A 22,577-nucleotide genomic window follows, 5' to 3' on the forward strand; every position below is an offset into this window, starting at 1 on the left:
ATTTTATTATTAAATAAATCGTCTTGTTTTTAGTTTATAAGTGGCATATTGCGGGAACTTCTCGGTTAACAATTGCTCTTCGTATTTAGATTTAAAATAGAAAAGTATCCATAGTACTAAGAAAATTAAAAATTTATAAAGTGAAGCATCATATAATGCATACCCTAAACTTATAGTTAGAATACTTGTGTAAATAGGATGTCTGGCCATTGAAAACGTACCATGAGTTATTAACTGGCTTTTTGCTACAGGTGTAGGGAACGGTGAAATATTGGTGTTAATTTGTAATAGCGCTATTAATCCTAAAATTACTCCTACAATGGCTAAACCTAAACCGATATAATTAAGCCATACCGCAAATTTTAGAACTATTATTTTAATGGGTAAAACATAGGCTAAAAATAGCAAAAACTGGAGGCCTACAAATGTATAATCTTTTATAGCTGGCTTTACATACTGCTTCAATTGGCTTATTTTTTAAATTTATTAACCTCTTCACCTAAATCGTAAACAGAAATATTTTCAACTAAATTACTAATTATACTTCGGCCTGCGGCACTTCTATAACCTCCTGCACAATGTACTACAATTGGCTTATCTATTGGAATAGAATCCTTACTATCTCTTAATTTATTTAAAGGAATTGAAATTGCAGATTCAAACACCTTGCCTTGTTCAACTTCACTTTTATTTCTGATATCAATTATAGTAAAATTATCTAGACGGTCTTTAAATTCTTCTAATTTAAGTGATTCTGATTCTATGTAATTAACATCACTTAAGGTTATTACGCCTTTAAGTTGCTTTTCGTAACCTATTTTAGCCACCCGATTGAGCATATTGTCTCGCTCATTAATCGAATTTACCACTATGTAAAATAATTCTCCTGGTTTTACAATAGAACCTAACCAAGTTTCAAACTTGTCGTCTTCAGTCTGAGCCATTATATTAATGCTATGTGGTAGGTGATTTTTATTAAAATCCTCTTTGTTTCTTGTATCAACAATTAAAATGTTTTTTAAGTTAGAATGATCTAGCTTAAAATGGAACGTAGATTTTGCAATACTATTTTTGAGATTGTCAGCTCCTTTTTTATTTATATCCACATTGAATCCAAAATATGAAGGAATGAATGGTTGATCTTTTAAAATATGACTTACAAACTGCTCTTCAGTAAGTTTTTTAAACGCCCAATTTTCTTTTCTCTCTCTTCCTAAAGTACTTTGAGAATCTGTACTTATATTTTTACCACATAATGAACCTGCACCGTGAGCGGGATAGACTATAGTTTCGTTTGGTAAATGATTGAATTTATGCTGCATTGTATGATACATACTTTGAGCTAATTCTTCTCTTTTTGCTTTCATGTTACCTGCTTTTTCTCTTAAATCTGGTCTTCCAACATCACCAATAAATAAAGTATCTCCAGAGAACATGGCATGATTTTTTTCATCATCTACTGCAATTACTGTTATACTATCTGGTGAATGACCAGGTGAATTGATGGCAGAAAATTTAATTTCCCCTATTGTTATAGAGTTGCCATCATCAAAACCTTGGTGTGGATAGTTGGCTCCCACTAATTTACTCACATAAATTGTTGCACCAGTTTCTTTATGAATTTGTAAATGACTGCTCACAAAATCGGCATGTGGATGGGTTTCAAAAACGGCTTTTATTTTAGTATTATGTTTTTCTGCTAATAAATAATAAGGTTTAGGATCTCTGGCAGGGTCTACTAAAACCATTTCATTACCACTAATAATAGCGTATGAATAATGAGCTAATGGTTTGTCTTCAAATTGTATAACTTTCATAATTTCTCTTTTAATATTGAACTTTATGATAAACGAATGAATACTCTTATAAATTTAAAACTAAAAATTTGAAGCCTTCTAATATTTATCAATTTTAGGCAAGAATTAACAATTTATAATAACTTAAATTAAAAAAAGAGCCTCAATATGAAGCTCTTTTTTTAATTGAAAGCATTTTACTTTTTTAAGATTGAATCTAAAACTAAATCTTTATCTAACTTTTTAGTACAGAAGAACCAGTCTTTACAATCTAAATCTTCTGTAGAAGCCATACGCTCTTCTGCCGCACCACAAGATCCGGCAGGAGAAACAATAACATCGTCACCTGGATTCCAATCTGCTGGAGTTGCTACGTTAAATTTATCAGAGGTTTGCATAGCAATTAAAGCCCTGTATAGCTCATCGAAATTACGACCTAAACTTAACGGGTAATAAATAATTGCTCTTACGGTTTCGTTTGGATCAACAAAAAACACGGCTCTTACTGCTTGAGTTTTACTTTCTCCTGGTTGAATCATCCCGTATTTCTTGGCAACTTCCATCGATATGTCCTCAATTAAAGGGAACTTAACTTCTATGTTTTTCATGCCATTAAATTCAATTTTATCCTTAATAGTTCGCAACCATGCAATATGGCTGTACAAACCATCGATAGATAAACCAATTAGGCTACAGTTTGCTTTTTCAAATTTTTCTTCTAAATGTGCAAACGTCATAAATTCTGATGTACAAACTGGCGTAAAATCTGCCGGATGACTAAATAAAATAGACCATTTTCCTTTGTAATCCGATGGATAGTTAATGTCTCCTTGCGTTGTTACTGCTTTAAATTCGGGTGCTTTATCTCCAATTCTAGGCATTGCAAATAATTGTTCTTCTTTTACTGTTTCTGTATTATTCATAATTTTATGTATTTGTTTAATTTATAGCAAAGGTAAATCATTATAGAATTTAACTATGTAACTAAAGTTACGCTTTCAGGTCTATTTTATATAGAACTTTGGTTATTATTACTAAAGCGTTTAACTCATTATAAATGCAATTTATAATGATAAAAGTCAGTATTTAAAATATTTAATTACTCTAATTTGCCCAAAATGAAAACAGGCATTTACATGATATCGCAATTGTTTGTACTATTAATATTATTTAATAGTACACAGGCAACAGTGACGTATGCTTACTTCGAAATGGATACAATTGGGTTTATAGAAAACTTTTGTGAAAACACAGATAAGCCGGAGTTGCAGTGTAATGGAAAGTGCCATTTAAAAAAAGTTGCAGAATCTCAAGATAAAAAACAAAATACACCAACAGGTATAGTCAATTTTAAAGAACTTGTTTTTTACACCAACCCTGTTTTATGTTTTGAATTACCTTTGAGTGTGCATGCAACAAAACAGCTTCAAATAGCTTACCAAAATTTATATTCTTTTCAAAATATAAAACACTGTTTTCATCCTCCCAAAGAGCCCTTTTACTTACTTTATTCGTAGAAATTTCTACCAAATTTATTTAGGTTAAATACAATTACACTATACATGAAAACATTATATAGTATGCTATTATGCATATTACTTACAACTGTATCTTATGGTCAAGAAAAAATAGAAACCAAACAAGATACTACAAAACAGAAAATAACAAAACTAGATGCCGTTATTGTTACGGGAAATCTTAAAACAGACCCAGTACTTACTATTGTGGCCAATAAATACGATGAGAAAATTGTGCAACCTAAAAATGTTGCAGATTTATTTAATGATATTAATGGATTTTCGGTAATTAAAAGAGGTAATTACGCCATCGATCCATCATTTAGAGGAGCGCAATATGAGCAACTTAATATTCAATACGATGGAGGCACTAAAGCTATGCATGCATGTCCTAACCGAATGGATCCAATTACAACACATATAATTCCTGAAGAAATTTCTAAAATCGAAATTATAAAAGGACCATATACTGTGCGTTACGGAGCTACTTTTGGAGGCATTGTTAATTTGGTAACTCAAAAACCTGACTATGAAGATTATGGAGTGCACGGAAAAGTTTCTGGTGGTTATGAAAGCAATGGCAACTCATTGGTAAACTTAGTGCAGTTGCAATATATAAAAGATAAATTTGATGTTGTTGCTAATGCTGGTTATCGTGATTTTGGAAACTATGAAGATGGAAATGGTACGGAAATTCCATCGGCTTTTAGAAGTATAGATTATGGTCTTAAGCTTGGCTATAATTTTTCTGATAGCCAACGTTTACAAGCGCATTGGAGACAATCTTTTGGACGTGATGTGTTACACGCAGCTTTACCAATGGATACTGAATATGATAACAGCAGTATTATTTCTTTAGATTATCGACTAGATGATATTGGGAAAATAATAAAATCAATAACAGCAAAAACATATTTTAGTTATGTTGATCATTTAATGACCAATGACAGAAGACCCTCTTTCATGATGATGGAAGCTGCTTCTGCGGTTGATGCAACTACAGTTGGAGGTAAATTAGAGTTGAGCTGGAAGCCATTAGAAAAATTAAATATGTTTTCTGGTATAGATGCCATGCACATAGCAAGAGACGGAAATAGAACAAGATTAGTAAAAGTTATGAATGGGAATCCTTTACCGACACCTGTTGAGTTTAATGATAAGGTATGGCAAGATTCTTATATTACAGATTTAGGGATATTTACCGAGGCGAAATATAACCTAAGTTCTACTACTATTCTTACCGCAGGATTACGTTATGATAATGTAGTTTCCGATATACAAGATCCTGAAGCCGATTTTGCTGCTATGTATGATCTTAAAAAACGAACAGAACATAATGTTAGCGGAACTGTTTCTGTTAAAAAGAGAGTTTCTGATAATTTTACTTTAGAAGCAGCTTACGGTAGAGGAGTGCGCTCTGCTAATATGATAGAGCGTTTTATTAATCATTTTACTGTAGGTCAAGACCCTTATGAATACGTAGGTAATCCAGATTTGAAAGCAGAAGTTAATAATCAATTTGAAATTGGTTTCAAAGGTAGCAAACCTCTTAAAAATGGTTTTAATAAATTTAAATATGAAACCTCTTTTTATTATTCGTTTTTTGAAAACTATATTGTTGGTGTTGTAAACGAATCGTTAACAAGAAAGTTTAACCCAACGCTAGACCCTATAAGTCCAAAAGTGTTTAGAAATTTGGATGAAGCTTATAAAACGGGGTTTGAAGCGACGGCGCAAATTGATTTTTTAGATAATTATTATTTCAAAACCGAATTATCTTATGTGTATGCTAAAAACAAAGATTTAGGAGAGTCGCTTCCGCTTACGCCACCATTAACAACGGGTTTTTCTATTGGAATGAATAAAACCAACTATTGGGCAAATATTAAGTACAACCTAGTGTCTAAACAAAATAATATTTCAAAAAGCTTTGGTGAAACAGAAACAGAAGGTTACCAAACCCTAGATGTTCGTTTAGGTATAAAACCAACTAACAATATCACTTTAGGTGTTGCGGTAATTAACGCCTTCGACGAAGCATATAATAATCATTTAAACTTCTCTTTTACAAACCAAGCAGATTTTGGTAGAACACCAATTACCGAACCTGGCCGAAATTTATCAGCCTTTTTACAGTATACTTTTTAAAACAATCTAAATTACGGTGGTATAGTTTTTGACGCTATACCACCTAAATATTTAAGGAATGAGCAGATTAGTATTATTAAGTGTGTTTTTTGTCTATTGGGGTTTTGCACAAGACAAAAGCGATACAGAAGGAGAGAGGGGCTATATTGAAATTGAATCAAAATATTTCAATAACTTATATAGTATTAGCGATTCCATTTATCGATCAGAACAGCCTAGTAAAAAAGGATTTAAAGAATTAGAAAAAGCTAAATTTAAAACAATTATCAATTTAAGAAGGCTGCGCGATGATAATAAAAAGGCTAAAGATACCAACCTGAAATTAGAGCACATACCCTTGGCAACCAAGCACATCACAGAACATGATATTATAAAGGTTTTAAAGCTTGTAAAAAATGCCGAAAAACCAGTTTTAATTCATTGCTGGCATGGTTCGGATAGAACAGGGGTAATGGTTGCAGCTTATAGAATAGTTATTGAAAATTGGACGAAAGAAGATGCCGTAGAGGAATTTATGGTTCCTGAATTTGGTTATCATAAAAATAAATATCCCAATCTATTAGCATTACTAAAAAATCTTGATGTTGAAAATATTAGAAACCAAGTACATATTAGATAAGGATTAGCAGCAAAATAATCGACTTAAACTTGTTTAAATTAATCTATTTTTTACGAGCGCTGTAATATATAATTTGGCAAAATGTGTATTAATTATATATCACAAAAAAAAACGGGCAGTTAAATACTAACTACCCGCTATTTTTTTACTTATCACATAAGAGATATTAGATGTGGAAATAAATTAATTAGACGTTTTTATCACATTAATTATATCATTTTTTTGAAGTACACCCGATTGTCTCCAAACTTGCCTTCCTTTTTTAAATAAAAGCATTGTAGGAACTCCTCTTACTTGATATTTTGATGCGAGAGCTTGGTTTTTGTCTACATCAATTTTAACAATAGTAACATCTTCTCCCATTTCATCTTTTACTTCTTTTAAAATAGGGCCCAATACTTTACAAGGCCCACACCAACTAGCAAAAAAATCAACTAAAACGGGTTTGTCTTGATTTATAATTTCTGAAAATTTACTCATACCTGACTTGAATTTATTTTTCGAAAGTTACACTCCAAATACCTCTAACTTCATTCGTGTTATAGCCAATGGCTTTATCGTTAGGGTACAAACTTTTAATTTTTGTTAATGTCGAATTTTCTATAGTTTCGTTTGGTTTTCCATGGCATTGTAAACACATGGTGTTTGTTGTAATTGGATAATAAACCTTTACCGAACTTTCTAATTCTTTTACAATAGGGCTTGCTTCTTCATTATTTGCTATACTATTTTTAAAAGTATTTATATAACCCAATTCTTTAGCATTTGCTTGATTATTTTGGTTTCTTGGTTTATCTGAAACACGCTTAATTACGGCATTTTGTACTACAGACATACTATCCGTTAGCGGGTAAGCTTTTATATTACAAAAAGCCAAAGCTTCTAAGGTTCCTTTTTTCTGAATAGTTCCCATTAAATTTTTACCCAAAACAGCCTTTGTAGCTAAGGCATATTTTAATCCACGTTCAGCATATGGTAAATCTTCAATATTGGTTTGAGGTTGTTGCATGTTCTTTTTTATACCATTTCCCATGCCTTGTCCCTTTCCTTGTCCCTTTCCTTGTCCCTTTCCTTTGCCGTGTTCATTGTTATAATGATCGTCAAACCATTCTGGTTGCTCAATATCAAAATCAAACATATAGTCTGCAATTTTCTCAATAGTTGCCTCCGGAAAAGATTGCTTTGGCATTACTCCAAAACGTTTTACTGCTCCAAACATTTTTGCATCTTTTGCATTTGGGTTTTTAATCCATGCTTGCATATTGTCTATAAATTCTGCTTTAGAAGTCTGGTTATCTATGTAATGCTTTTTTATGGCAATCATAGGTGGTCCAATTCTATTTTCTTCCGTAGCAGAGGGGCTGTGGCAGGTATAGCAATTAATTTCCATTAGCTTTTTACCTGGATGATTATTGGCTTCCATGGCCTTATCGAAAGCCGAATATGTTTTGTTTTTAGAATTGTTGCAACTAAAAAGCAGTATAGAAAAAAAAGTAAGTGCTAATAAACGTCTCATTTTAATCAATTTATTGTGAAAATTTTCCTGTTGCACAACTAACAAAAGATTTCGCCTTTGCAGCCAAATTATTATGATCTTCTATAGATGGATAACCTAGAGATTTAAGCTTATCTTTTACAGCAAGTGCATCTTTTTCGTTGATATAGTTAAAAGATACTTTGCTTTCATCTGTGTAAACATTAATATTTGTTATGTTCTCAATTTCTGCTAATTTTACAGTAATGGTATGCGCGCAACCACCACATTTTAAGTTTTGTACTATTATTGAAGTTTTCATTTTTATTTTATTATTTATAATTTAATATACCTCCTTTTAAATCGTAAATTTCCATAAAACCCATTCCGGCTAATTTATTAGAACATCTCCTGCTTCTAACTCCGCTTTTGCAATACACATAAACAGCTTGGTTTTTATCTAATTTACTAAATTCTAGATTGAAATCATCTGATGATAAGTCAATATTGATGGCGTTTTGTATGTGCCCAGTGTTAAATTCACTTTCTGTTCTTACATCTACCAATTGTACTTTTTTGCTCTGAGTTTGTGCTTTAAATTCCAAAATATCTAAAACCTTAATAATGTTATCTTTTGTAGATTTAGAGTTAAATAATGTTGAAAATATTGACATAATTTTATTGTTTTTATTTTTAGACAATACAATAGAGTAAAATTAAGCTATTAGGCAAGTTTAGTTGGTAACCTTTGTTACATTAAAGATATCTCTAGAATATTTAATTTATAAGCTAGTTTAACTTATGTTTATTGTGTTTTCAATAAAAATCCAGATAAAATTACTTCTCAATTTAGAAAAAGTAGTTGTATAATAAGACCCATGTTGCACAAGTTTGTGAAACATAGGTCTTTGAAATTAAAAAAAGGGTTTTTGAAAAAAGGAAATTAATTTTAATTAAAGCCATAAATTATTATTCAGGCAGAATCACTATTTAAACGGGTAAAGCTTCTTTAGTTTTAGAATTGCGTTTGCTAAAAGCAAGAACAGGTATATCTACTGTGGTTTTTATTTCTTTTACCAGGTCTTTACGGAAAGGATTATCTAATCTAAACTCATGTTTACGCTCTAACATAGCAAGCATGCTAGCTTTTTCATTATCAATAACACTTAAAATGCCCGATTTTATTTTGGTTGATGCAATGGTTTTAAAGGTAATATCATCATAAGAGACTTGTTCTAAAAGCATGATTTTAAATTGTTCCATACGTTCTTTAGCTGTTGTAGTATCTGTATGATAAATATGTATTATTTCTATTAGCGCTTCAAACGGACGTACAATTTCAATTAGTTTTTTAATTGGTATAATATCTTGTTGTTCAAAATCGGTTGCATAAATAATGGTAGAAATACTTGTATAGTCCAAGCCATTTGGAATCATCATAATCGGAAAATTAATCCTATCTAATAATTCATTTGCAATATTACTCGAGAAAAATCCACGATGGCTATGGTCATCTTTCATACCTAATATAATAAGGTCTGGAGATAATTTTTTAGAGGTATCAATAATAGCATCCTCTACCGATGTATCCTCAACAGCATGAATTTTTATCGGAGCTTCGCGAAATTCATTTTTTAGATGTGTTTCACAGAATTTTTTAACAACATCTTTTTTTTCTTCCTTCATTCGTAATTGTAATTTATCTAAAGGTTGAATTACAGAAAGATGAATAGGAGGAAATTGATAAACATGTAAAACGTGCAAATCAGCTTTCATGATATAACTAAAGCGATAAGCATATTTTAATGCGGAAGCATCATTTTTTGTACAGTCTGTGGCATATAGAATAGTTTTCATAATCTTGGTTTTTAACTCATTAAAGTTATTGATTTACATTGGGTTAGAATATGATATATGTCATAGAATCTAGCAGTATAAGGATTGTATATTTGTGGGTTTTTTGTTTTTTTTCAAGTACTTAAAAGTTGAAAAAAAATAAAAAAGATAATTTTTTTTCAAACCTGATATTTGTCATGTTTTGCTAGAGGTTAAGACTTTAAATTTGTGGTATAATTGTACGTTCTTTAAAAATCGGTAGTCTTAATTTTATAACGTATTTGGACTACTTTGGATTGCTAGATAAGTTTTGTTTTCTTATTATTTAATATAACGTTCAACATGGTGTATTAGGTTTTATTTAAAGGTTAATAAATAGTATCAAGCAGTTCATAAAAATTGAAATTGGAAGTTTTTACTTCCTGTTTCTTTATAAAGTTATAGTTGGTTAGTTCGCATTATCTCAGTAATGTGTAAAAAAGGGAGTGTTTATACAAAGCGTTCCCTTTTTTTGTTTTTAAAATATTGAAATAATAAACTGATAATTATCATAAGTTTTAAGTCTTTGAATACTTAAATTTAAATCTTACATTTAAACTTATGAGAAGAATTTTGCTACCTACCGATTTTTCTGATAATGCATGGAGCGCGTCACTTTATGCGTTAAAGTTTTTTGAACAAGAAATCTGTACGTTTTATTTTCTAAATTCGATAGCTTTACCAAGAAATGGACTTTCTAATCTTCCAGATAAAATTATTAAAGAAATATCTGCAATTGCTAGTAAACAGTTGCTAGATTTTAAGCAGCGCGCAGAACTTTGTGAGCCAAACTCAAAACACAAATTTGAAACTATTTTAAGCACTCAAGATTTATATAAAGCTATAGAACACACATGCGAAACACACAAAATGGATTTGGTGGTAATGGGTACTAAAGGTGCAACGGGTGCAAAAGAGTTTTTCTTTGGAAGCAAAACAGTAAATGTAATTATGGCCATTAGCAAATGCCCAGTATTATTAATACCAGAAGCATTTAATTTTGTAACGCCTAAACAAATTGCTTTTGCAACAGATTTTAGTCGTTTTTATCATATCAGAGAGATAAAACCTTTAAAGTATTTAATAAATTTATATCATTCTAAAATTAAAATTGTTCATATAGACGAAGAAACAGCGTTAAGTGATACCCAAGCTTTCAATTTAAAAATGTTAAAAATATATTTTAATACTCACAATTATACTCTCCATAGTATACCAAAATATAATGAAAAAGCTAAACGAATTAATGATTTTACCGAAAAGCACGAAATAGATATTTTGGCCATGGTAAAGTATAGACATAGTTTAATAGAAAAAATTGTTAACGAGCCTGTTATAAAAGAACTTGGGTTTCATGCTAAAATTCCGTTTTTAGTTATTCCTGAATAAGGTTATAATTAGTGTAGTTTTATGGTGTAACTAAAAATAAGTTTCTATTTTTGAGGAATGAAAGTCAATAAAATTTCATTTCTTTTTTTTTGGTTTATAGTCATCAATCTCTTTTGTATGGCTAACCATAATTTGGTTTCGCAAAATAAAATAGACAGCACATTGTTTTATTATAAAGCTATTACTGAGCTTAAGGATGTTAATTACATTGGTAAATCTTTTGAGTTTTTTAATAAAAAGGCAGAACAGAGGTTGTTAGTTGGTGATACTGTTAAGTCTGCTTATTATCTTGAATTAATAGCGTTGGGGCAGTTTAAAATGGGGTTTCCTTACGAGAGTGAGGTCGCTAGTGTTAAGGCCTTAAAGCTATTAGATCTTGTTACAAATCCATCGAGAAATAATGATGCTAAAGGGCGATTATCGAATCAATTAGGTATGGTTTACCGTAGGTTGGAAGACTTTGAAAACGCTAGGCGCTACTACAACCAAGCATTAGACTTAAATAAGGAAACCGAAGGTAGAATTGCTATAATTACAAATATTGGCAATACATATGCAGACCAAAACAATTTCCAAAAAGCTGCGGATATATTAGTCTCGTTTTATGATGATGCTGTGGCTTTAAAAACTTCCAAAATTAAAGCAACTTATTTTGATAATTTTGGATATTTCAACTTAAAAATAAACAATAGCAGAGCATTAAAAGAGATGGAAGCAGCCCTAGAGATGAGGTTGGAATTAGGAGGCCTGTCAGGGCTTTTTTCTAGTTACCGCCATCTAGCTTTGTTTTATTATCAAAAAGGAAACAAAACAAAAGCACGATATTTTGCAAATAAAGCAACATCTGTTTCCAATAGAATACAAACACCAGCTTACCAATTAGAAGCCTTAGCTTTAAAGTTAGAGTTTGAAAACAATCCTGATTTTGGTAGATATATTGATTTAAATAAACAATTAATAAGTGAAAAACAGCTACGGGAGAATAAGTTTGCTGCTATAAAGTATAATTTAATTCGAAATGAACAATTATTAGAAGAAAATGAAACCAAACTTTTAGTAAGTGAATTTGAGAAAGAAAAGGAGGAAACCTATAAGTGGCTGTATTTAACGCTTTGGATTTTAGTAATTTTATTATCCACCTTAATTTTTTTCACTTTAAGAATACGACACAGAGAAGATCGTGTTCGTGAGGTTTATGATACCGAAAAACGTATTTCTAAAAAAGTACATGATGAAGTCGCTAACGATGTTTATCAAGTCATGACGAGGCTTCAATACGAAGAAAATAGTCAAAAAGAAGAGCTCCTAGATGAGCTCGAGCATATTTATAATAAAACTCGTGATATCTCAAGAGAAAGCGGCTCTATTGATTTAGAAAGCGATTTTAGTTTTGTTTTAAACGATTTATTGTTGGTTTATGAAACCGACGATTTGGTAATTATTACCAGAGGCCTAAAAGATGTTAATTGGGATACCGTTTCTGAATTAAAAAAAACAACTATATACCGCGTGCTACAAGAGCTCATGACTAATATGAAAAAGCATAGTGAAGCGACATTAGTATCCATTTCATTTCAAAAAAATAAAAATTTTTTAGACATAAATTATATGGATAATGGGGTCGGAGCAGAATTAAATCGACTTGGAGGTCTTGAGAATGTGGAAACCCGTATTCATGCATTAAAAGGAACAGTTATCTTTAGCACCAAAATAGGTAATGGTTTTAAAGTTAAAGCAAGAATATGATATGTTTAAAAAAGTTTTAATTGCTGATGATTTAGAGAGTATAAACCAAGGTGTGTCTACAATTTTAAAAAAGTTGAACATAGAAAATATTTCTAAAGTTCAATATTGTGACGATGCTTATGTTAAATTTAAGAAAGCGATAATAGATAATGAGCCATTCGATTTGCTTATTACAGACTTGTCTTTTCAAACCGATCATAGAGAGCAAATGCTAAAGTCTGGAGAAGATTTAATAACTGCTATAAAAAAAGAACACCCAGAAGTAAACATCATTGCCTATTCCGTAGACGATAGATTGCAACAAGTGAGACGTCTTGTAAATATAGGGGTTAACGCATACGTTTGTAAAGGTCGAAATGGTGTAAGTGAACTATCCAAAAGTGTAAAATCTGTTTATGAAGGTAAGCGTTATTTTTCTCCAAAAATAGCCAAGGCATTAAATAATAAATCCAATTTAGAAATTGATATTTATGATGTTGAGTTACTTCGTAATATTTCCATTGGTAAGTCTCAAGAGGAAATAAGTGCTATTTTTAAAACAAAAGGGTTATCGCCATCGGGTTTAAGTTCTATTGAAAAGCGATTAAACAAACTCAAAATTCAATTGAACTCCAAAAACACAATACATTTAATAGCCGTAGCGAAAGATTTAGGCTTAATTTGAAAAAAAAAACAGGGTTTTACGGAAACCCGTAAGAATTAACTCTGCAGTAGTAGTATTTTTGAAATAGCTATTAATAAAGCTGTAGGGAGCTTTTAAACTCTGTGTTGTAATGGCACAGAGTTTTTTTTATGGTTTTGTTTTATTTAATGGGTTAACTAAAAGTTTAGGATAACAAATTATCTTATTATAAAACATGATATTATTTAGGTTTTTCTCTTTAAAAATCAATTAATTTTAGATTTTAAAATTAAATAGTATTGAAATTTATAAATACAACAGTCGCTGCCTTATGTATTACGAGTATTTTTTTTTCTTGTAAAGAAAAAGAAGCTAAATATGTGGCTGCCTCTAGCGAAACCGAAAATGTTTTTGCTTCAACGGCTAAAATTCCAGACAATCATTTTTTAGGAGATCAAACTTGTAAAGAGTGTCATGCTAATCAATTTAATTTATGGCAAGGCTCACATCACGACAAAGCTATGCAAGAGGTTTCAGACTCTAGCATTTTAGGGAACTTTAACAATGTAAAATTTAAAAGTCAAGGGATTACCTCTTATTTTTATAAAAAAGGAACCGATTTTTTTGTAAATACAGAAGGCCCTGAAGGTACATATCAAGATTATAAAATTGTTTATACCTTTGGTATAAAGCCTTTGCAGCAGTACATCGTGCAGTTTCCAAACGGACATTATCAATGTCTTAGAACGGCTTGGGATACCGAAAAAGGAAAATGGTTCGATTTATACCCAGATTTTAAGGTGGTACATTCCGAGTGGTTACATTGGTCTAGAGGTGGTTTAAATTGGAATAATATGTGTTCCGATTGCCACTCCACAAATGTTCGTAAAAATTATGACTTTGAATCTCATAGTTATGATACCAAATATGCCTTAATTAATGTTAGTTGCGAAGCCTGCCACGGTCCTGGTAAAACCCATGTTGAGCGTGCCACATTGCAAGGAAAGGATTATACGTTTTCTGGAGATTTAAAAATGACGGTTGGAACTGCTCCAAAAGATTTGGTAGATCAATGTGCGCGATGTCACATGAGAAGAGAGCAAGTTTCTGAGCATTTTAATTTTGAAGGCACAATGCTCGATCATTATTTTCCTGAATTAATTAATACTAGAACCTATCATCCCGACGGACAAATTATGGATGAAGATTATGTGTATGGTTCATTTATACAAAGCAAAATGTATCATAGCGGTGTAACCTGTATTAATTGTCATGATGCACACTCATTAGAGCTTAAATTTGAAGGTAATAATTTATGTGCACAATGTCACGTTCCCGATACTTACGATACACCTAGTCATCATTTTCATTCTAATAGCTCGGAAGGTGCAAAGTGTATTAATTGCCACATGACGGGCAAATATTATATGGGAAATGATTTTAGAAGAGATCATAGTTTTAGAATTCCAAGACCAGATTTAAGCTTAAAATACGGAACACCTAATGCCTGCGTACAATGCCATGCCGATAAAGATAATGCTTGGGCTTGGCAGGAGTTTAAAAAACAATATGGCGAGCCCGATTATAAACATTTCTCAGAACTTTTAGCGCCCGGTTTGGTTGGCGAAGAACAGGGTTTAGGTGCATTGCAAGAATTGGCAAAAGATACTCTATATCCTGATATAGCAAGAGCTTCAGCTGTTAGTGGTATGGGTAATTATTTTGATACTAATACTATAAATAATTTAATTAGTTTTTTGGACGATAATTCAGCACTAGTTAGAGGTGCAACTTTAGATGTTTTGGGCACGGTAGATGCTAAAGACTATGTAAATTATTTATTACCGATGCTAAACGATGAAAAACGCACTGTAAGAGTTAAAGCCTTTTATACCTTAGGGTTTTTAGATGAAATTCAAATTCCTGATGAATATAATGCCGTTTACAAGAAAGTTAAAAAAGAGTTTGATATTAATTTAAAGAGTACGGCAGATTTTGTTGGAGGTAGAATAAAAAGAGCCGATTATAATTTAAAAAAAGGAGACTTGCAAGCGGCTATTCGTGGTTATGAAAGTGCTTTGGAAATTGATGATATTAATAATATTGTGAGAACTAATTTGGCTAACTTATATTATAGAAATAAAAATTTTATAAAAGCAGAAGACACTTATAAAAAAATTATAGAATTAGAACCCGATTATTCTATAACCTATTATTCTTACGGACTCTTATTGGCCGAATTAAATAGAGTAGATGAGGCTATAAAACAAATGCATTTAGCTATAAAACACGGGCCAGAAAACATTAGATTTTATTATAACCTAAGTTTGCTTTATGATAAAGAGAATAACTTAAAACAAGCCGAGAATATAGCGGCTAAAGGTTTAAAATTGGATTCTAACAATGAGAGTTTACTATATGTACTAGCCTATATTTATAATAAAGGAAATCAAAAAAATAAAGCTAGAAATGTAGCAGCTAAATTAGTGCAGTTATTCCCAGATAACGCACAATATGCAGGTTTTTATAACCAGCTAAATACTGTAAACTAAATTGCTTTTTTTTGAAGTTAAAGTAATTTTCTTGTTTTATAATGTTGAAATTATTGAGAACTTTAGTTTAATTTGTTTTTTGTAAAAACTTAAAAATAAGGTTTTTGAAAAAAAATATTGAAAACTTTATGATATTTGTCATCTTTTAGATTTTAGTTTTTGAAGACATTTAGTCTTTCTTAATTTATAAAATCTTCCTAAAAAAGTATGAATTCTCAAACATTACAGAAGCCTCAAAAAACATATTCTAGAAACGAGGCTTTAAAGGCTGCGCGTAACTATTTTAAAGGTGATGAATTGGCCGCGAGTGTGTGGTTAAATAAATATGCCTTAAAAGATTCTGCTAATAATATTTATGAAAGCACTCCAGATCAAATGCATCAAAGAATTGCTTCGGAAATAGCGAGAATTGAAACAAAATATCCAAATCCATTGAAGCAAGCAGAAATATTTGAAGTTATTAAAAATTTTAAATATATCGTACCTCAAGGAAGTCCCATGGCAGGTATTGGAAATCCGTTTCAAATAGCTTCATTATCAAATTGTTTTGTTATTGGAAATGATGGTACATCCGATTCTTATGGAGGCATCATGAAAATAGACCAGGAACAAGTGCAATTAATGAAGCGCAGAGGAGGTGTTGGTCACGATCTGTCTCATATTCGTCCAAAGGGTTCGCCTGTAAAAAATTCAGCATTAACCTCTACAGGTATTGTTCCGTTTATGGAACGTTATTCTAATTCGACTAGAGAAGTCGCTCAAGATGGTAGACGAGGGGCATTAATGTTGTCTGTTTCAATCAATCATCCAGATGCGGAAGCTTTTATTGATGCCAAGCTAGAACAAGGCAAAGTAACTGGAGCTAATGTCTCGGTAAGAATAGACAATGCCTTTATGGAAGCCGTAAAGCATAGAAGCTCATACATTCAAAAATACCCAATAAATAGTGAAAAGCCACTATATTCTAAATCGGTAGAAGCAGTTCAGATTTGGAAAAAAATTGTGCACAATGCATGGAAATCTGCAGAACCAGGTATTTTATTTTGGGATACTATTATTAATGAATCTGTGCCAGATTGTTATGCAGATTTAGGGTATAAGACGGTATCTACAAATCCGTGCGGCGAAATACCTTTATGTCCATACGATTCATGTAGGTTGCTAGCGATAAACTTGTTTTCCTATGTAGAAAACCCATTTACAAAACAGGCCGAATTCAACTTTAAATTATTTAAAAAACATATTACAATTGCTCAAAGAATGATGGATGATATCATTGATTTAGAGTTAGAAAAAATTGATGCTATTTTAGCGAAAATAGATGCAGACCCGGAGAGTGATGAGGTAAAAGCTACTGAAAGAAACTTATGGCTAAATATTAAGCAAAAAGCGTTTAAAGGACGAAGAACGGGTATTGGTATCACGGCAGAAGGAGACATGCTGGCCGCTTTAGGTATTCGATATGGAAGTGAATCTGGCAATAATTTTTCTACGGAAGTACATAAAATATTATGTATTGAAACTTACCGAGCTTCGGTAAACTTGGCAAAAGAAAGAGGCGCCTTTTCTATTTTTGATGCAGACCGCGAAAAAGAGAATCCGTTTATTTTACGTTTAAAAGCCTCAGACAGCAAGTTGTATTATAACATGTTAGAGCATGGGCGTCGCAATATTGCTTTACTAACCATTGCGCCTACAGGAACAACGAGTTTAATGACGCAAACATCGTCTGGTATTGAGCCCGTTTTTATGCCTGTATATAAGCGCAGAAAAAAAGTAAACCCGAACGATAAAGATGTTCGTGTGGACTTTGTGGATGAGGTGGGCGATTCTTGGGAAGAATATATTGTTTTTCATCATCGTTTTAAACAATGGATGGAGGTAAATGATATCGATTCTTCGAAAAATTTTACACAGCAAGAACTTGATGAGTTGGTAAAGCAATCACCATACTACAAAGCAACATCTAATGATATTGATTGGAAAAGCAAAGTTGATATGCAAGGTGCTATTCAGAAATGGGTAGATCATTCCATAAGTGTTACTGTAAATTTACCAAATACGGCGAGCGAGGCGTTAGTAGGCGAATTGTATTTAAAAGCTTGGGAAGTTGGTTGTAAAGGTGTAACGGTTTATCGTGATGGTTCGCGCGCTGGAGTTTTAATTGCTGCAGATACCAAAAAAACGGAAAAAACTACCAGCGATAATTTTTCAAAAAAAAGACCACAGATTTTGGAAGCTGATGTTGTTCGTTTTCAAAATCAAAAAGAAAAATGGATTGCTTTTGTTGGTTTGGTAGATGGCAAGCCATACGAGATTTTTACGGGTTTAACCGATGATGAAGATGGTATTTTAATTCCGCGTTGGGTAGAGAAAGGGGTTATAATTAAAAATAGAAATGACGATGGATCTTCACGTTATGATTTTCAATACAAAAATAAACGAGGCTACAAAACAACCATAGAAGGCTTGTCTCATAAATTTAATCCAGAGTTTTGGAACTACGCTAAACTTATTTCGGGAACGTTACGCCATGGTATGCCTATTGATAAAATTGTTGAGTTAATACAAAGCTTACAGCTAGATTCGGAGTTTATTAATACTTGGAAAAATGGTGTGCAGCGCGCCTTAAAGCGCTATGTTGAAGATGGTACAATAGCGAAAGGGCAAACATGCGATAATTGCAGTTCTAATGAATTAATTTACCAAGAGGGTTGTTTAATTTGTCAGGATTGTGGTGCATCTAAATGCGGTTAAGTTTAACACAAGAAAAAAGGGATAACGAAGGTGGTTGCTTTTCTTCGTTATCACTTTTTTTACTTTAACTTTTAATCAATCCTAATCCAGCTGCCGTACTAGGATATAAAATACCTTTGTCTAGTTTAAATAAGCCCTTAAAAGGATCTGCAATCATATCTAAATGCCCATCTAGATCTGCAAATTTTATATTTTGTCTAGAAAGCGCAAAGTGTAATCCTGCCGAAATACCAAGTCTGCACTCGTCTATACAGCCAACCATAGCTTCTAAGCCAGCAGATTGCGAAACCGAGTTAATGTGCATAGCCTCTCGGATACCACCAACTTTCATTAGTTTTATATTCACCATATCTACACGTTCATTTTGAGCTAAGCGAAAGGTGTCTTTTAAGGTTTTAATACTTTCGTCTGCCATAACAGGAATACCTGTGTGTTTAGTGACTTGTCCCAAAAGCTCATCCATCCCTTCTTTGGTTGGTTGTTCAAAAATTTCAATACCTACTTTTTTCGTGCCTTCAAAAAAAGCGATAGCTTCTTTTACTGTATAACCTTGATTTCCGTCGAAACGCAATTGCGTGCTTGGAAATAAGTCGCGTAAACGTATCATTTTCTCTATATCTTCTTCCACGGAAAGTCCGCCTTTAATTTTTAGAATAAAAAAACCTTCTTTTACATAATCTCTGGCAATGCGCAACGTGTCTTCAATAGGTAAAATACCTAATGTGATACTCGTTGGGATGCTATGGCGATAACCTCCTAAAAATTGATATAGGGGTGTATCTAGCCTTCTTGCAACCAAATCTAATAAAGCCATATCTACCATAGCTAAAGCTGATGATTTTCGTTTTAGAAGTGGTTTTAAATCATGCAGAATCTCGGTACTCATAAAGCTATTTTTTCCTTTTAAAAAAGGAATGATAATATCTTTAATGTCTTGCTCAACTTCTTGAGGAGATTCTCCTGTAACTACAGCATCTGGTGCCGCACAACCATAACCAATAGCAAGTGTATCTGTTTCAATTTTAAGAATGAAATTTACCGCTTTTGAAATGGTTTCGTAAGCGATTGTGTACGGTTCTGAGAGTTTTAAGTCTAGACGCTCGTATGACACATTGGTTATTTTCATTATAATTTAGAATCTAATAATTCTACCAATTCATCGGTACCATGTGCTAAAACATCAAAAGCAGGTAAGCCCGTTTGTTTAGTAATTGCTTGGCATGCAGGTGTAATTTCTTCAGCCGTCATACCTTCATGGTTTACAGTTATTGCCAATACTTTTACACCAGAAATAGTTTCGATAGCTTGAATTTGTTTTTTTAATGTATGCAGTTTATAGCCAGGGAAACCATCGTATTCCTTGCGAGTAGGTGCATGTTGTAAGATAACATAATCTGGACGTCCAGCAGCCAGAATTTCGAAACCACCAGGATAAGCAGGGTTCATTAAACTGCCTTGACCTTCAATAACAATAACATCTGGTTTTTCATTTTTGTAAGCGCTAACAACGGCGTGTTCTATTTCACCAGAAACAAAATCGTTAATACAGCTATCCATAATCATGCTGTATTTTGCGCCTTGCATCCAAGCGGTTTGTCCCGTACCAATCATTTCTGCACTGCGGCTTGCTTTACGTAAACCTTGAACAATTAGCCATGCTGTGGTACGTTTGCCAATAGCAGAATCTGTACCTAAAACAGCAAGTTTTAAGCAGTCTACTTTTTCAATGTCTCCGGAGAAAAAATGCAGAGTATCACGATCTGGCGTTTTGCGTACATCACGAATACGGCTACCTTTTTCTTCAGCTATTTTTACAAGCTCTTCATCGTTTGTTAAAAAATCGTGTAAACCACTATCTACGTTCCAGCCTAAGGTAAGTGCTTGTTTTATGGTAGCTTTAGCTTCTTGCGGTAATCTTCCTCCATCGGGAGCTAGGCCTATAACCAAGGTTTTAGGTAAAGCACCAGAGTTTTTTAATTCTTTAATAGCAGAAGTTAAATCTTTAAAAATTATAATACCATTCTTTTTTCCGTCTAATGTTTTTCCAGCATCTTGGCCTTCATATTTGCTATCAATAACGCCAACAACTTCATAGCGTTCGGTAAAACGTACTAAGCCATGAGCCGTTTTGCCATTAGGTGTATTAAATGCGCCTTCACAATATACAAGTGCGCGTCCGTCTATTTTCTTTTTCATCTTTAATTTAGTTTTTAAAATATGCTTAATTAAGCGTATTTATTAGTTTTTTGCTGTTAAGACAGCTACAAAGCGGTCTGGTTCAAAATTTAATTCTTCATCGAGTTCTAGCAACCCGATTAGTCCTGCTGTTGAGGCTGGAAGTATTTTTAGGCCTTCTTTTTTTAATAAAAAATTAGCCATCTCTTTCATTTTCTTGTCACTTACGTTAAAAGCGTATCCTTTAGATTCTTTTAATGCAAATAAAGCTTCTTCGCCGTCAAAACTATGCCAATTTATCAGTGGTTCATTATAAATAGTTTCCTTTATGGATTTGGGGTCTAAATCTTCGCAGTTGCTTAATCCTTTTTTAAAAGAACTCACAATGGGGTTTTTATGTGAGGATGAGGCTGCTATCATTTTTGGAATACGCGATGTTTTGCCACGTTTATAAAGCGTAACAAAACCTCTATATATTCCTGCAAACAAGGTCCCGTTAGAAACCGGTGCAGCGCAATATTTAGGGGCGTCACCTAAGTCCTCTACAATTTCGTAAGCTATTTGTGCATAAGCTGTAATCTGCAAAGGTGTATTGGCTCCTCCGGGGTTGGCATCGTACCAACCATACTCAAAAGCATAATCTGTGCTAGATTTTACAACATCTTCATAACTACCTTCTAGTTTTATAATTTCCGCATTAAGCATTTCCATTTCCGTAATTCGCTCGGTATGGTAAGTTTCAGGAATAAACACTTTACACTTTAAGCCTGCTAAACTTGCCGCTAATGCTACGGCTACGCCATAATTACCGCAAGTTGCTAGGGAAATAGTATCGTAATCTCGACGTAAAGCATCATAGACTTGTGCAAATGCAATACGATCTTTTTGTGTGCCTGTGGGATTATCACCTTCGTATTTAATGTATAGTTGGCGAATATCGAACTCACGCTCTAAGGCTTTGGCTCTATTTAATCCAGTATCTCCAACTTCAATATTTATTATATCCTCGAAATGCTCTAAGCGGTCTATAAGCGATTTGTTTTTATCTTTAACAAAATCACTCAATTTTCGGGTTTCCGAAGCGACTTTTATCTCTGCATTTTTTACGCCATCCCTTAGTAACATAGCATTTATATATTTATTAATTGCTTATCTAATTTAGATACAAATAAAATAACAAAGGCTTTTTTTTAAATAAATTTTTATTAATTTTTTTGAGTGTAATTGTTTGTAATAAAAGGGTTTATTTGTCGATGTTTTTAGAACTATGGAATTCTAATTTATCTTTTTAAATATTTCAATGTTATGATAAACAGTATCATTGTTGGTGTACGTATTTACTTGTTTGTAAGAGTTATTAATACGTTCTATTGGAATAATGTAAGTGTTAATGTCACTTTTCATGGATTTAGACATGGAGATGAGTTGCTCAATAATAGTGTCGTTCTGGAAAGTGTAAGTACCATATCCATGCCATTCGGAAGCATCTTGGGCAGGATCTGTATTCCATATTACATGGCCGTCTAGGTATATTTTATGTTGCACTTTTGTAGTATCTATTAAGAGCGTATCTCCATTAGCAAGATGATAGAATTCGCTCAGTTCCCAAACGCCTTCCATAGTTTCAATTTTTTTCTCATTAGTTCGGGAATTACAAGACATTGAAATCAATGAAATTAATATTAAATATGATAATTTTTTGAAAACACGATTGGTAGTTGTAGCATTGTTTTTCATTTTTGATGAGGATATTTAAAGTGAACTCTTTTTAGATTAACACATGTAAGTAATGTTCTACTAAGATACTCTAAAATTTCTGAATGTATTTTTATAAAAGTATTATATTAACTAAGATTTCTTGATTTTATGAGAATTAAATTTAAAGGATCGGTATTATATTCTTCAAG

Annotated in this window: 20 protein-coding genes; 8 read left to right on the top strand and 12 right to left on the bottom strand. The window is 32.4% G+C overall.

Features of this window, described 5'->3' with window-relative positions:
• Positions 1–9: 9 nt before the first annotated feature.
• The 3 genes from ACJJV4_RS08755 to ACJJV4_RS08765 all read right to left on the bottom strand — a co-directional run bounded on the left by ACJJV4_RS08755 (position 10) and on the right by ACJJV4_RS08765 (position 2,719).
• A complete protein-coding gene (locus tag ACJJV4_RS08755; protein ID WP_405293491.1) occupies positions 10–465 on the bottom strand; it encodes a methyltransferase family protein in 456 nt (151 codons plus the stop codon).
• A 5-nt stretch (positions 466–470) separates the two neighbouring features.
• Positions 471–1,817 carry a rhodanese-like domain-containing protein gene (locus ACJJV4_RS08760; protein ID WP_405293493.1) on the bottom strand — a complete coding sequence of 449 codons (1,347 nt, stop codon included), beginning with the start codon at positions 1,815–1,817 and terminating at the stop codon, positions 471–473.
• 176 nt (positions 1,818–1,993) lie between these two features.
• The gene (locus tag ACJJV4_RS08765; protein WP_405293495.1) at positions 1,994–2,719 is read right to left on the bottom strand and encodes a peroxiredoxin; all 726 of its coding nucleotides are present in this window, start codon (positions 2,717–2,719) and stop codon (positions 1,994–1,996) included.
• Positions 2,720–2,914: 195 nt separating this feature from the next.
• On the opposite strand from ACJJV4_RS08765, the gene ACJJV4_RS08770 reads away from it, so the two are divergent.
• The 3 genes from ACJJV4_RS08770 to ACJJV4_RS08780 are packed head-to-tail and all read left to right on the top strand — an operon-like array spanning position 2,915 to position 6,080.
• A complete protein-coding gene (locus tag ACJJV4_RS08770; RefSeq protein ID WP_405293497.1) occupies positions 2,915–3,313 on the top strand; it encodes a hypothetical protein in 399 nt (132 codons plus the stop codon).
• 45 nt (positions 3,314–3,358) lie between these two features.
• The gene (locus tag ACJJV4_RS08775) at positions 3,359–5,461 is read left to right on the top strand and encodes a TonB-dependent receptor domain-containing protein (protein WP_405293499.1); all 2,103 of its coding nucleotides are present in this window, start codon (positions 3,359–3,361) and stop codon (positions 5,459–5,461) included.
• Between the two features lie 58 nt (positions 5,462–5,519).
• Entirely contained in the window at positions 5,520–6,080 is a 561-nt protein-coding gene (locus tag ACJJV4_RS08780) for a fused DSP-PTPase phosphatase/NAD kinase-like protein (RefSeq protein WP_405293501.1), read from the top strand.
• 183 nt (positions 6,081–6,263) lie between these two features.
• Here the strand turns inward: ACJJV4_RS08780 and trxA are convergent, their stop codons facing one another.
• The 5 genes from trxA to ACJJV4_RS08805 form a co-directional block, all read right to left on the bottom strand.
• Positions 6,264–6,560 carry a thioredoxin gene (gene trxA / locus ACJJV4_RS08785; protein WP_405293503.1) on the bottom strand — a complete coding sequence of 99 codons (297 nt, stop codon included), beginning with the start codon at positions 6,558–6,560 and terminating at the stop codon, positions 6,264–6,266.
• A 13-nt stretch (positions 6,561–6,573) separates the two neighbouring features.
• A complete protein-coding gene (locus ACJJV4_RS08790; protein WP_405293505.1) occupies positions 6,574–7,596 on the bottom strand; it encodes a DUF3365 domain-containing protein in 1,023 nt (340 codons plus the stop codon).
• A gap of 10 nt (positions 7,597–7,606) precedes the next feature.
• Positions 7,607–7,876 (bottom strand): heavy-metal-associated domain-containing protein, encoded by a 270-nt coding sequence (locus ACJJV4_RS08795; RefSeq protein WP_405293507.1) that lies wholly within the window; start codon positions 7,874–7,876, stop codon positions 7,607–7,609.
• 10 nt (positions 7,877–7,886) lie between these two features.
• On the bottom strand, positions 7,887–8,228 hold the full coding sequence (locus ACJJV4_RS08800; protein WP_405293509.1) for a rhodanese-like domain-containing protein: 342 nt from the start codon (positions 8,226–8,228) through the stop codon (positions 7,887–7,889).
• Between the two features lie 316 nt (positions 8,229–8,544).
• On the bottom strand, positions 8,545–9,411 hold the full coding sequence (locus tag ACJJV4_RS08805) for a universal stress protein (RefSeq protein ID WP_405293511.1): 867 nt from the start codon (positions 9,409–9,411) through the stop codon (positions 8,545–8,547).
• Between the two features lie 579 nt (positions 9,412–9,990).
• Here ACJJV4_RS08805 and ACJJV4_RS08810 point away from each other — a divergent pair.
• The 5 genes from ACJJV4_RS08810 (at position 9,991) to ACJJV4_RS08830 (ending at position 18,495) form a co-directional block, all read left to right on the top strand.
• On the top strand, positions 9,991–10,818 hold the full coding sequence (locus ACJJV4_RS08810; protein WP_405293513.1) for a universal stress protein: 828 nt from the start codon (positions 9,991–9,993) through the stop codon (positions 10,816–10,818).
• Positions 10,819–10,935: 117 nt separating this feature from the next.
• On the top strand, positions 10,936–12,564 hold the full coding sequence (locus ACJJV4_RS08815; RefSeq protein WP_405293515.1) for a tetratricopeptide repeat protein: 1,629 nt from the start codon (positions 10,936–10,938) through the stop codon (positions 12,562–12,564).
• A 1-nt stretch (position 12,565) separates the two neighbouring features.
• A complete protein-coding gene (locus ACJJV4_RS08820; protein WP_405293517.1) occupies positions 12,566–13,228 on the top strand; it encodes a response regulator in 663 nt (220 codons plus the stop codon).
• A 257-nt stretch (positions 13,229–13,485) separates the two neighbouring features.
• The gene (locus ACJJV4_RS08825) at positions 13,486–15,738 is read left to right on the top strand and encodes a tetratricopeptide repeat protein (protein WP_405293519.1); all 2,253 of its coding nucleotides are present in this window, start codon (positions 13,486–13,488) and stop codon (positions 15,736–15,738) included.
• 207 nt (positions 15,739–15,945) lie between these two features.
• Positions 15,946–18,495: an adenosylcobalamin-dependent ribonucleoside-diphosphate reductase gene (locus ACJJV4_RS08830; RefSeq protein ID WP_405293521.1), complete on the top strand. Its 2,550-nt coding sequence runs from the start codon at positions 15,946–15,948 to the stop codon at positions 18,493–18,495.
• A gap of 64 nt (positions 18,496–18,559) precedes the next feature.
• On the opposite strand, the gene ACJJV4_RS08835 is transcribed toward ACJJV4_RS08830, so the two are convergent.
• The 4 genes from ACJJV4_RS08835 to ACJJV4_RS08850 form a co-directional block, all read right to left on the bottom strand.
• Entirely contained in the window at positions 18,560–19,621 is a 1,062-nt protein-coding gene (locus ACJJV4_RS08835; protein WP_405293523.1) for a mandelate racemase/muconate lactonizing enzyme family protein, read from the bottom strand.
• Entirely contained in the window at positions 19,621–20,691 is a 1,071-nt protein-coding gene (locus ACJJV4_RS08840) for a DUF1611 domain-containing protein (RefSeq protein ID WP_405293525.1), read from the bottom strand. Before ACJJV4_RS08840 ends, ACJJV4_RS08835 begins: the two co-directional genes overlap by 1 nt.
• 42 nt (positions 20,692–20,733) lie before the next feature.
• Positions 20,734–21,795 (bottom strand): pyridoxal-phosphate dependent enzyme, encoded by a 1,062-nt coding sequence (locus tag ACJJV4_RS08845; RefSeq protein WP_405293527.1) that lies wholly within the window; start codon positions 21,793–21,795, stop codon positions 20,734–20,736.
• Positions 21,796–21,945: 150 nt separating this feature from the next.
• On the bottom strand, positions 21,946–22,407 hold the full coding sequence (locus ACJJV4_RS08850) for a hypothetical protein (protein ID WP_405293529.1): 462 nt from the start codon (positions 22,405–22,407) through the stop codon (positions 21,946–21,948).
• Positions 22,408–22,577 lie beyond the last annotated feature (170 nt).

The organism is Algibacter sp. Ld11, from assembly GCF_045066735.1.
In the GTDB taxonomy this organism is placed as follows: Bacteria; Bacteroidota; Bacteroidia; order Flavobacteriales; family Flavobacteriaceae; genus Algibacter.

What these genes read in the sequence shown, in the direction of transcription:
- ACJJV4_RS08760 (WP_405293493.1), bottom strand. Translation starts at nt 1,817, where the DNA reads ATGAAAGTTATACAATTTGAAGACAAACCATTAGCTCATTATTCATAC.
- ACJJV4_RS08765 (WP_405293495.1), bottom strand. Translation starts at nt 2,719, where the DNA reads ATGAATAATACAGAAACAGTAAAAGAAGAACAATTATTTGCAATGCCT.
- ACJJV4_RS08770 (WP_405293497.1), top strand. Translation starts at nt 2,915, where the DNA reads ATGAAAACAGGCATTTACATGATATCGCAATTGTTTGTACTATTAATA.
- ACJJV4_RS08775 (WP_405293499.1), top strand. Translation starts at nt 3,359, where the DNA reads ATGAAAACATTATATAGTATGCTATTATGCATATTACTTACAACTGTA.
- ACJJV4_RS08780 (WP_405293501.1), top strand. Translation starts at nt 5,520, where the DNA reads ATGAGCAGATTAGTATTATTAAGTGTGTTTTTTGTCTATTGGGGTTTT.
- trxA (WP_405293503.1), bottom strand. Translation starts at nt 6,560, where the DNA reads ATGAGTAAATTTTCAGAAATTATAAATCAAGACAAACCCGTTTTAGTT.
- ACJJV4_RS08790 (WP_405293505.1), bottom strand. Translation starts at nt 7,596, where the DNA reads ATGAGACGTTTATTAGCACTTACTTTTTTTTCTATACTGCTTTTTAGT.
- ACJJV4_RS08795 (WP_405293507.1), bottom strand. Translation starts at nt 7,876, where the DNA reads ATGAAAACTTCAATAATAGTACAAAACTTAAAATGTGGTGGTTGCGCG.
- ACJJV4_RS08800 (WP_405293509.1), bottom strand. Translation starts at nt 8,228, where the DNA reads ATGTCAATATTTTCAACATTATTTAACTCTAAATCTACAAAAGATAAC.
- ACJJV4_RS08805 (WP_405293511.1), bottom strand. Translation starts at nt 9,411, where the DNA reads ATGAAAACTATTCTATATGCCACAGACTGTACAAAAAATGATGCTTCC.
- ACJJV4_RS08810 (WP_405293513.1), top strand. Translation starts at nt 9,991, where the DNA reads ATGAGAAGAATTTTGCTACCTACCGATTTTTCTGATAATGCATGGAGC.
- ACJJV4_RS08815 (WP_405293515.1), top strand. Translation starts at nt 10,936, where the DNA reads ATGGCTAACCATAATTTGGTTTCGCAAAATAAAATAGACAGCACATTG.
- ACJJV4_RS08820 (WP_405293517.1), top strand. Translation starts at nt 12,566, where the DNA reads ATGTTTAAAAAAGTTTTAATTGCTGATGATTTAGAGAGTATAAACCAA.
- ACJJV4_RS08830 (WP_405293521.1), top strand. Translation starts at nt 15,946, where the DNA reads ATGAATTCTCAAACATTACAGAAGCCTCAAAAAACATATTCTAGAAAC.
- ACJJV4_RS08835 (WP_405293523.1), bottom strand. Translation starts at nt 19,621, where the DNA reads ATGAAAATAACCAATGTGTCATACGAGCGTCTAGACTTAAAACTCTCA.
- ACJJV4_RS08840 (WP_405293525.1), bottom strand. Translation starts at nt 20,691, where the DNA reads ATGAAAAAGAAAATAGACGGACGCGCACTTGTATATTGTGAAGGCGCA.
- ACJJV4_RS08845 (WP_405293527.1), bottom strand. Translation starts at nt 21,795, where the DNA reads ATGTTACTAAGGGATGGCGTAAAAAATGCAGAGATAAAAGTCGCTTCG.
- ACJJV4_RS08850 (WP_405293529.1), bottom strand. Translation starts at nt 22,407, where the DNA reads ATGAAAAACAATGCTACAACTACCAATCGTGTTTTCAAAAAATTATCA.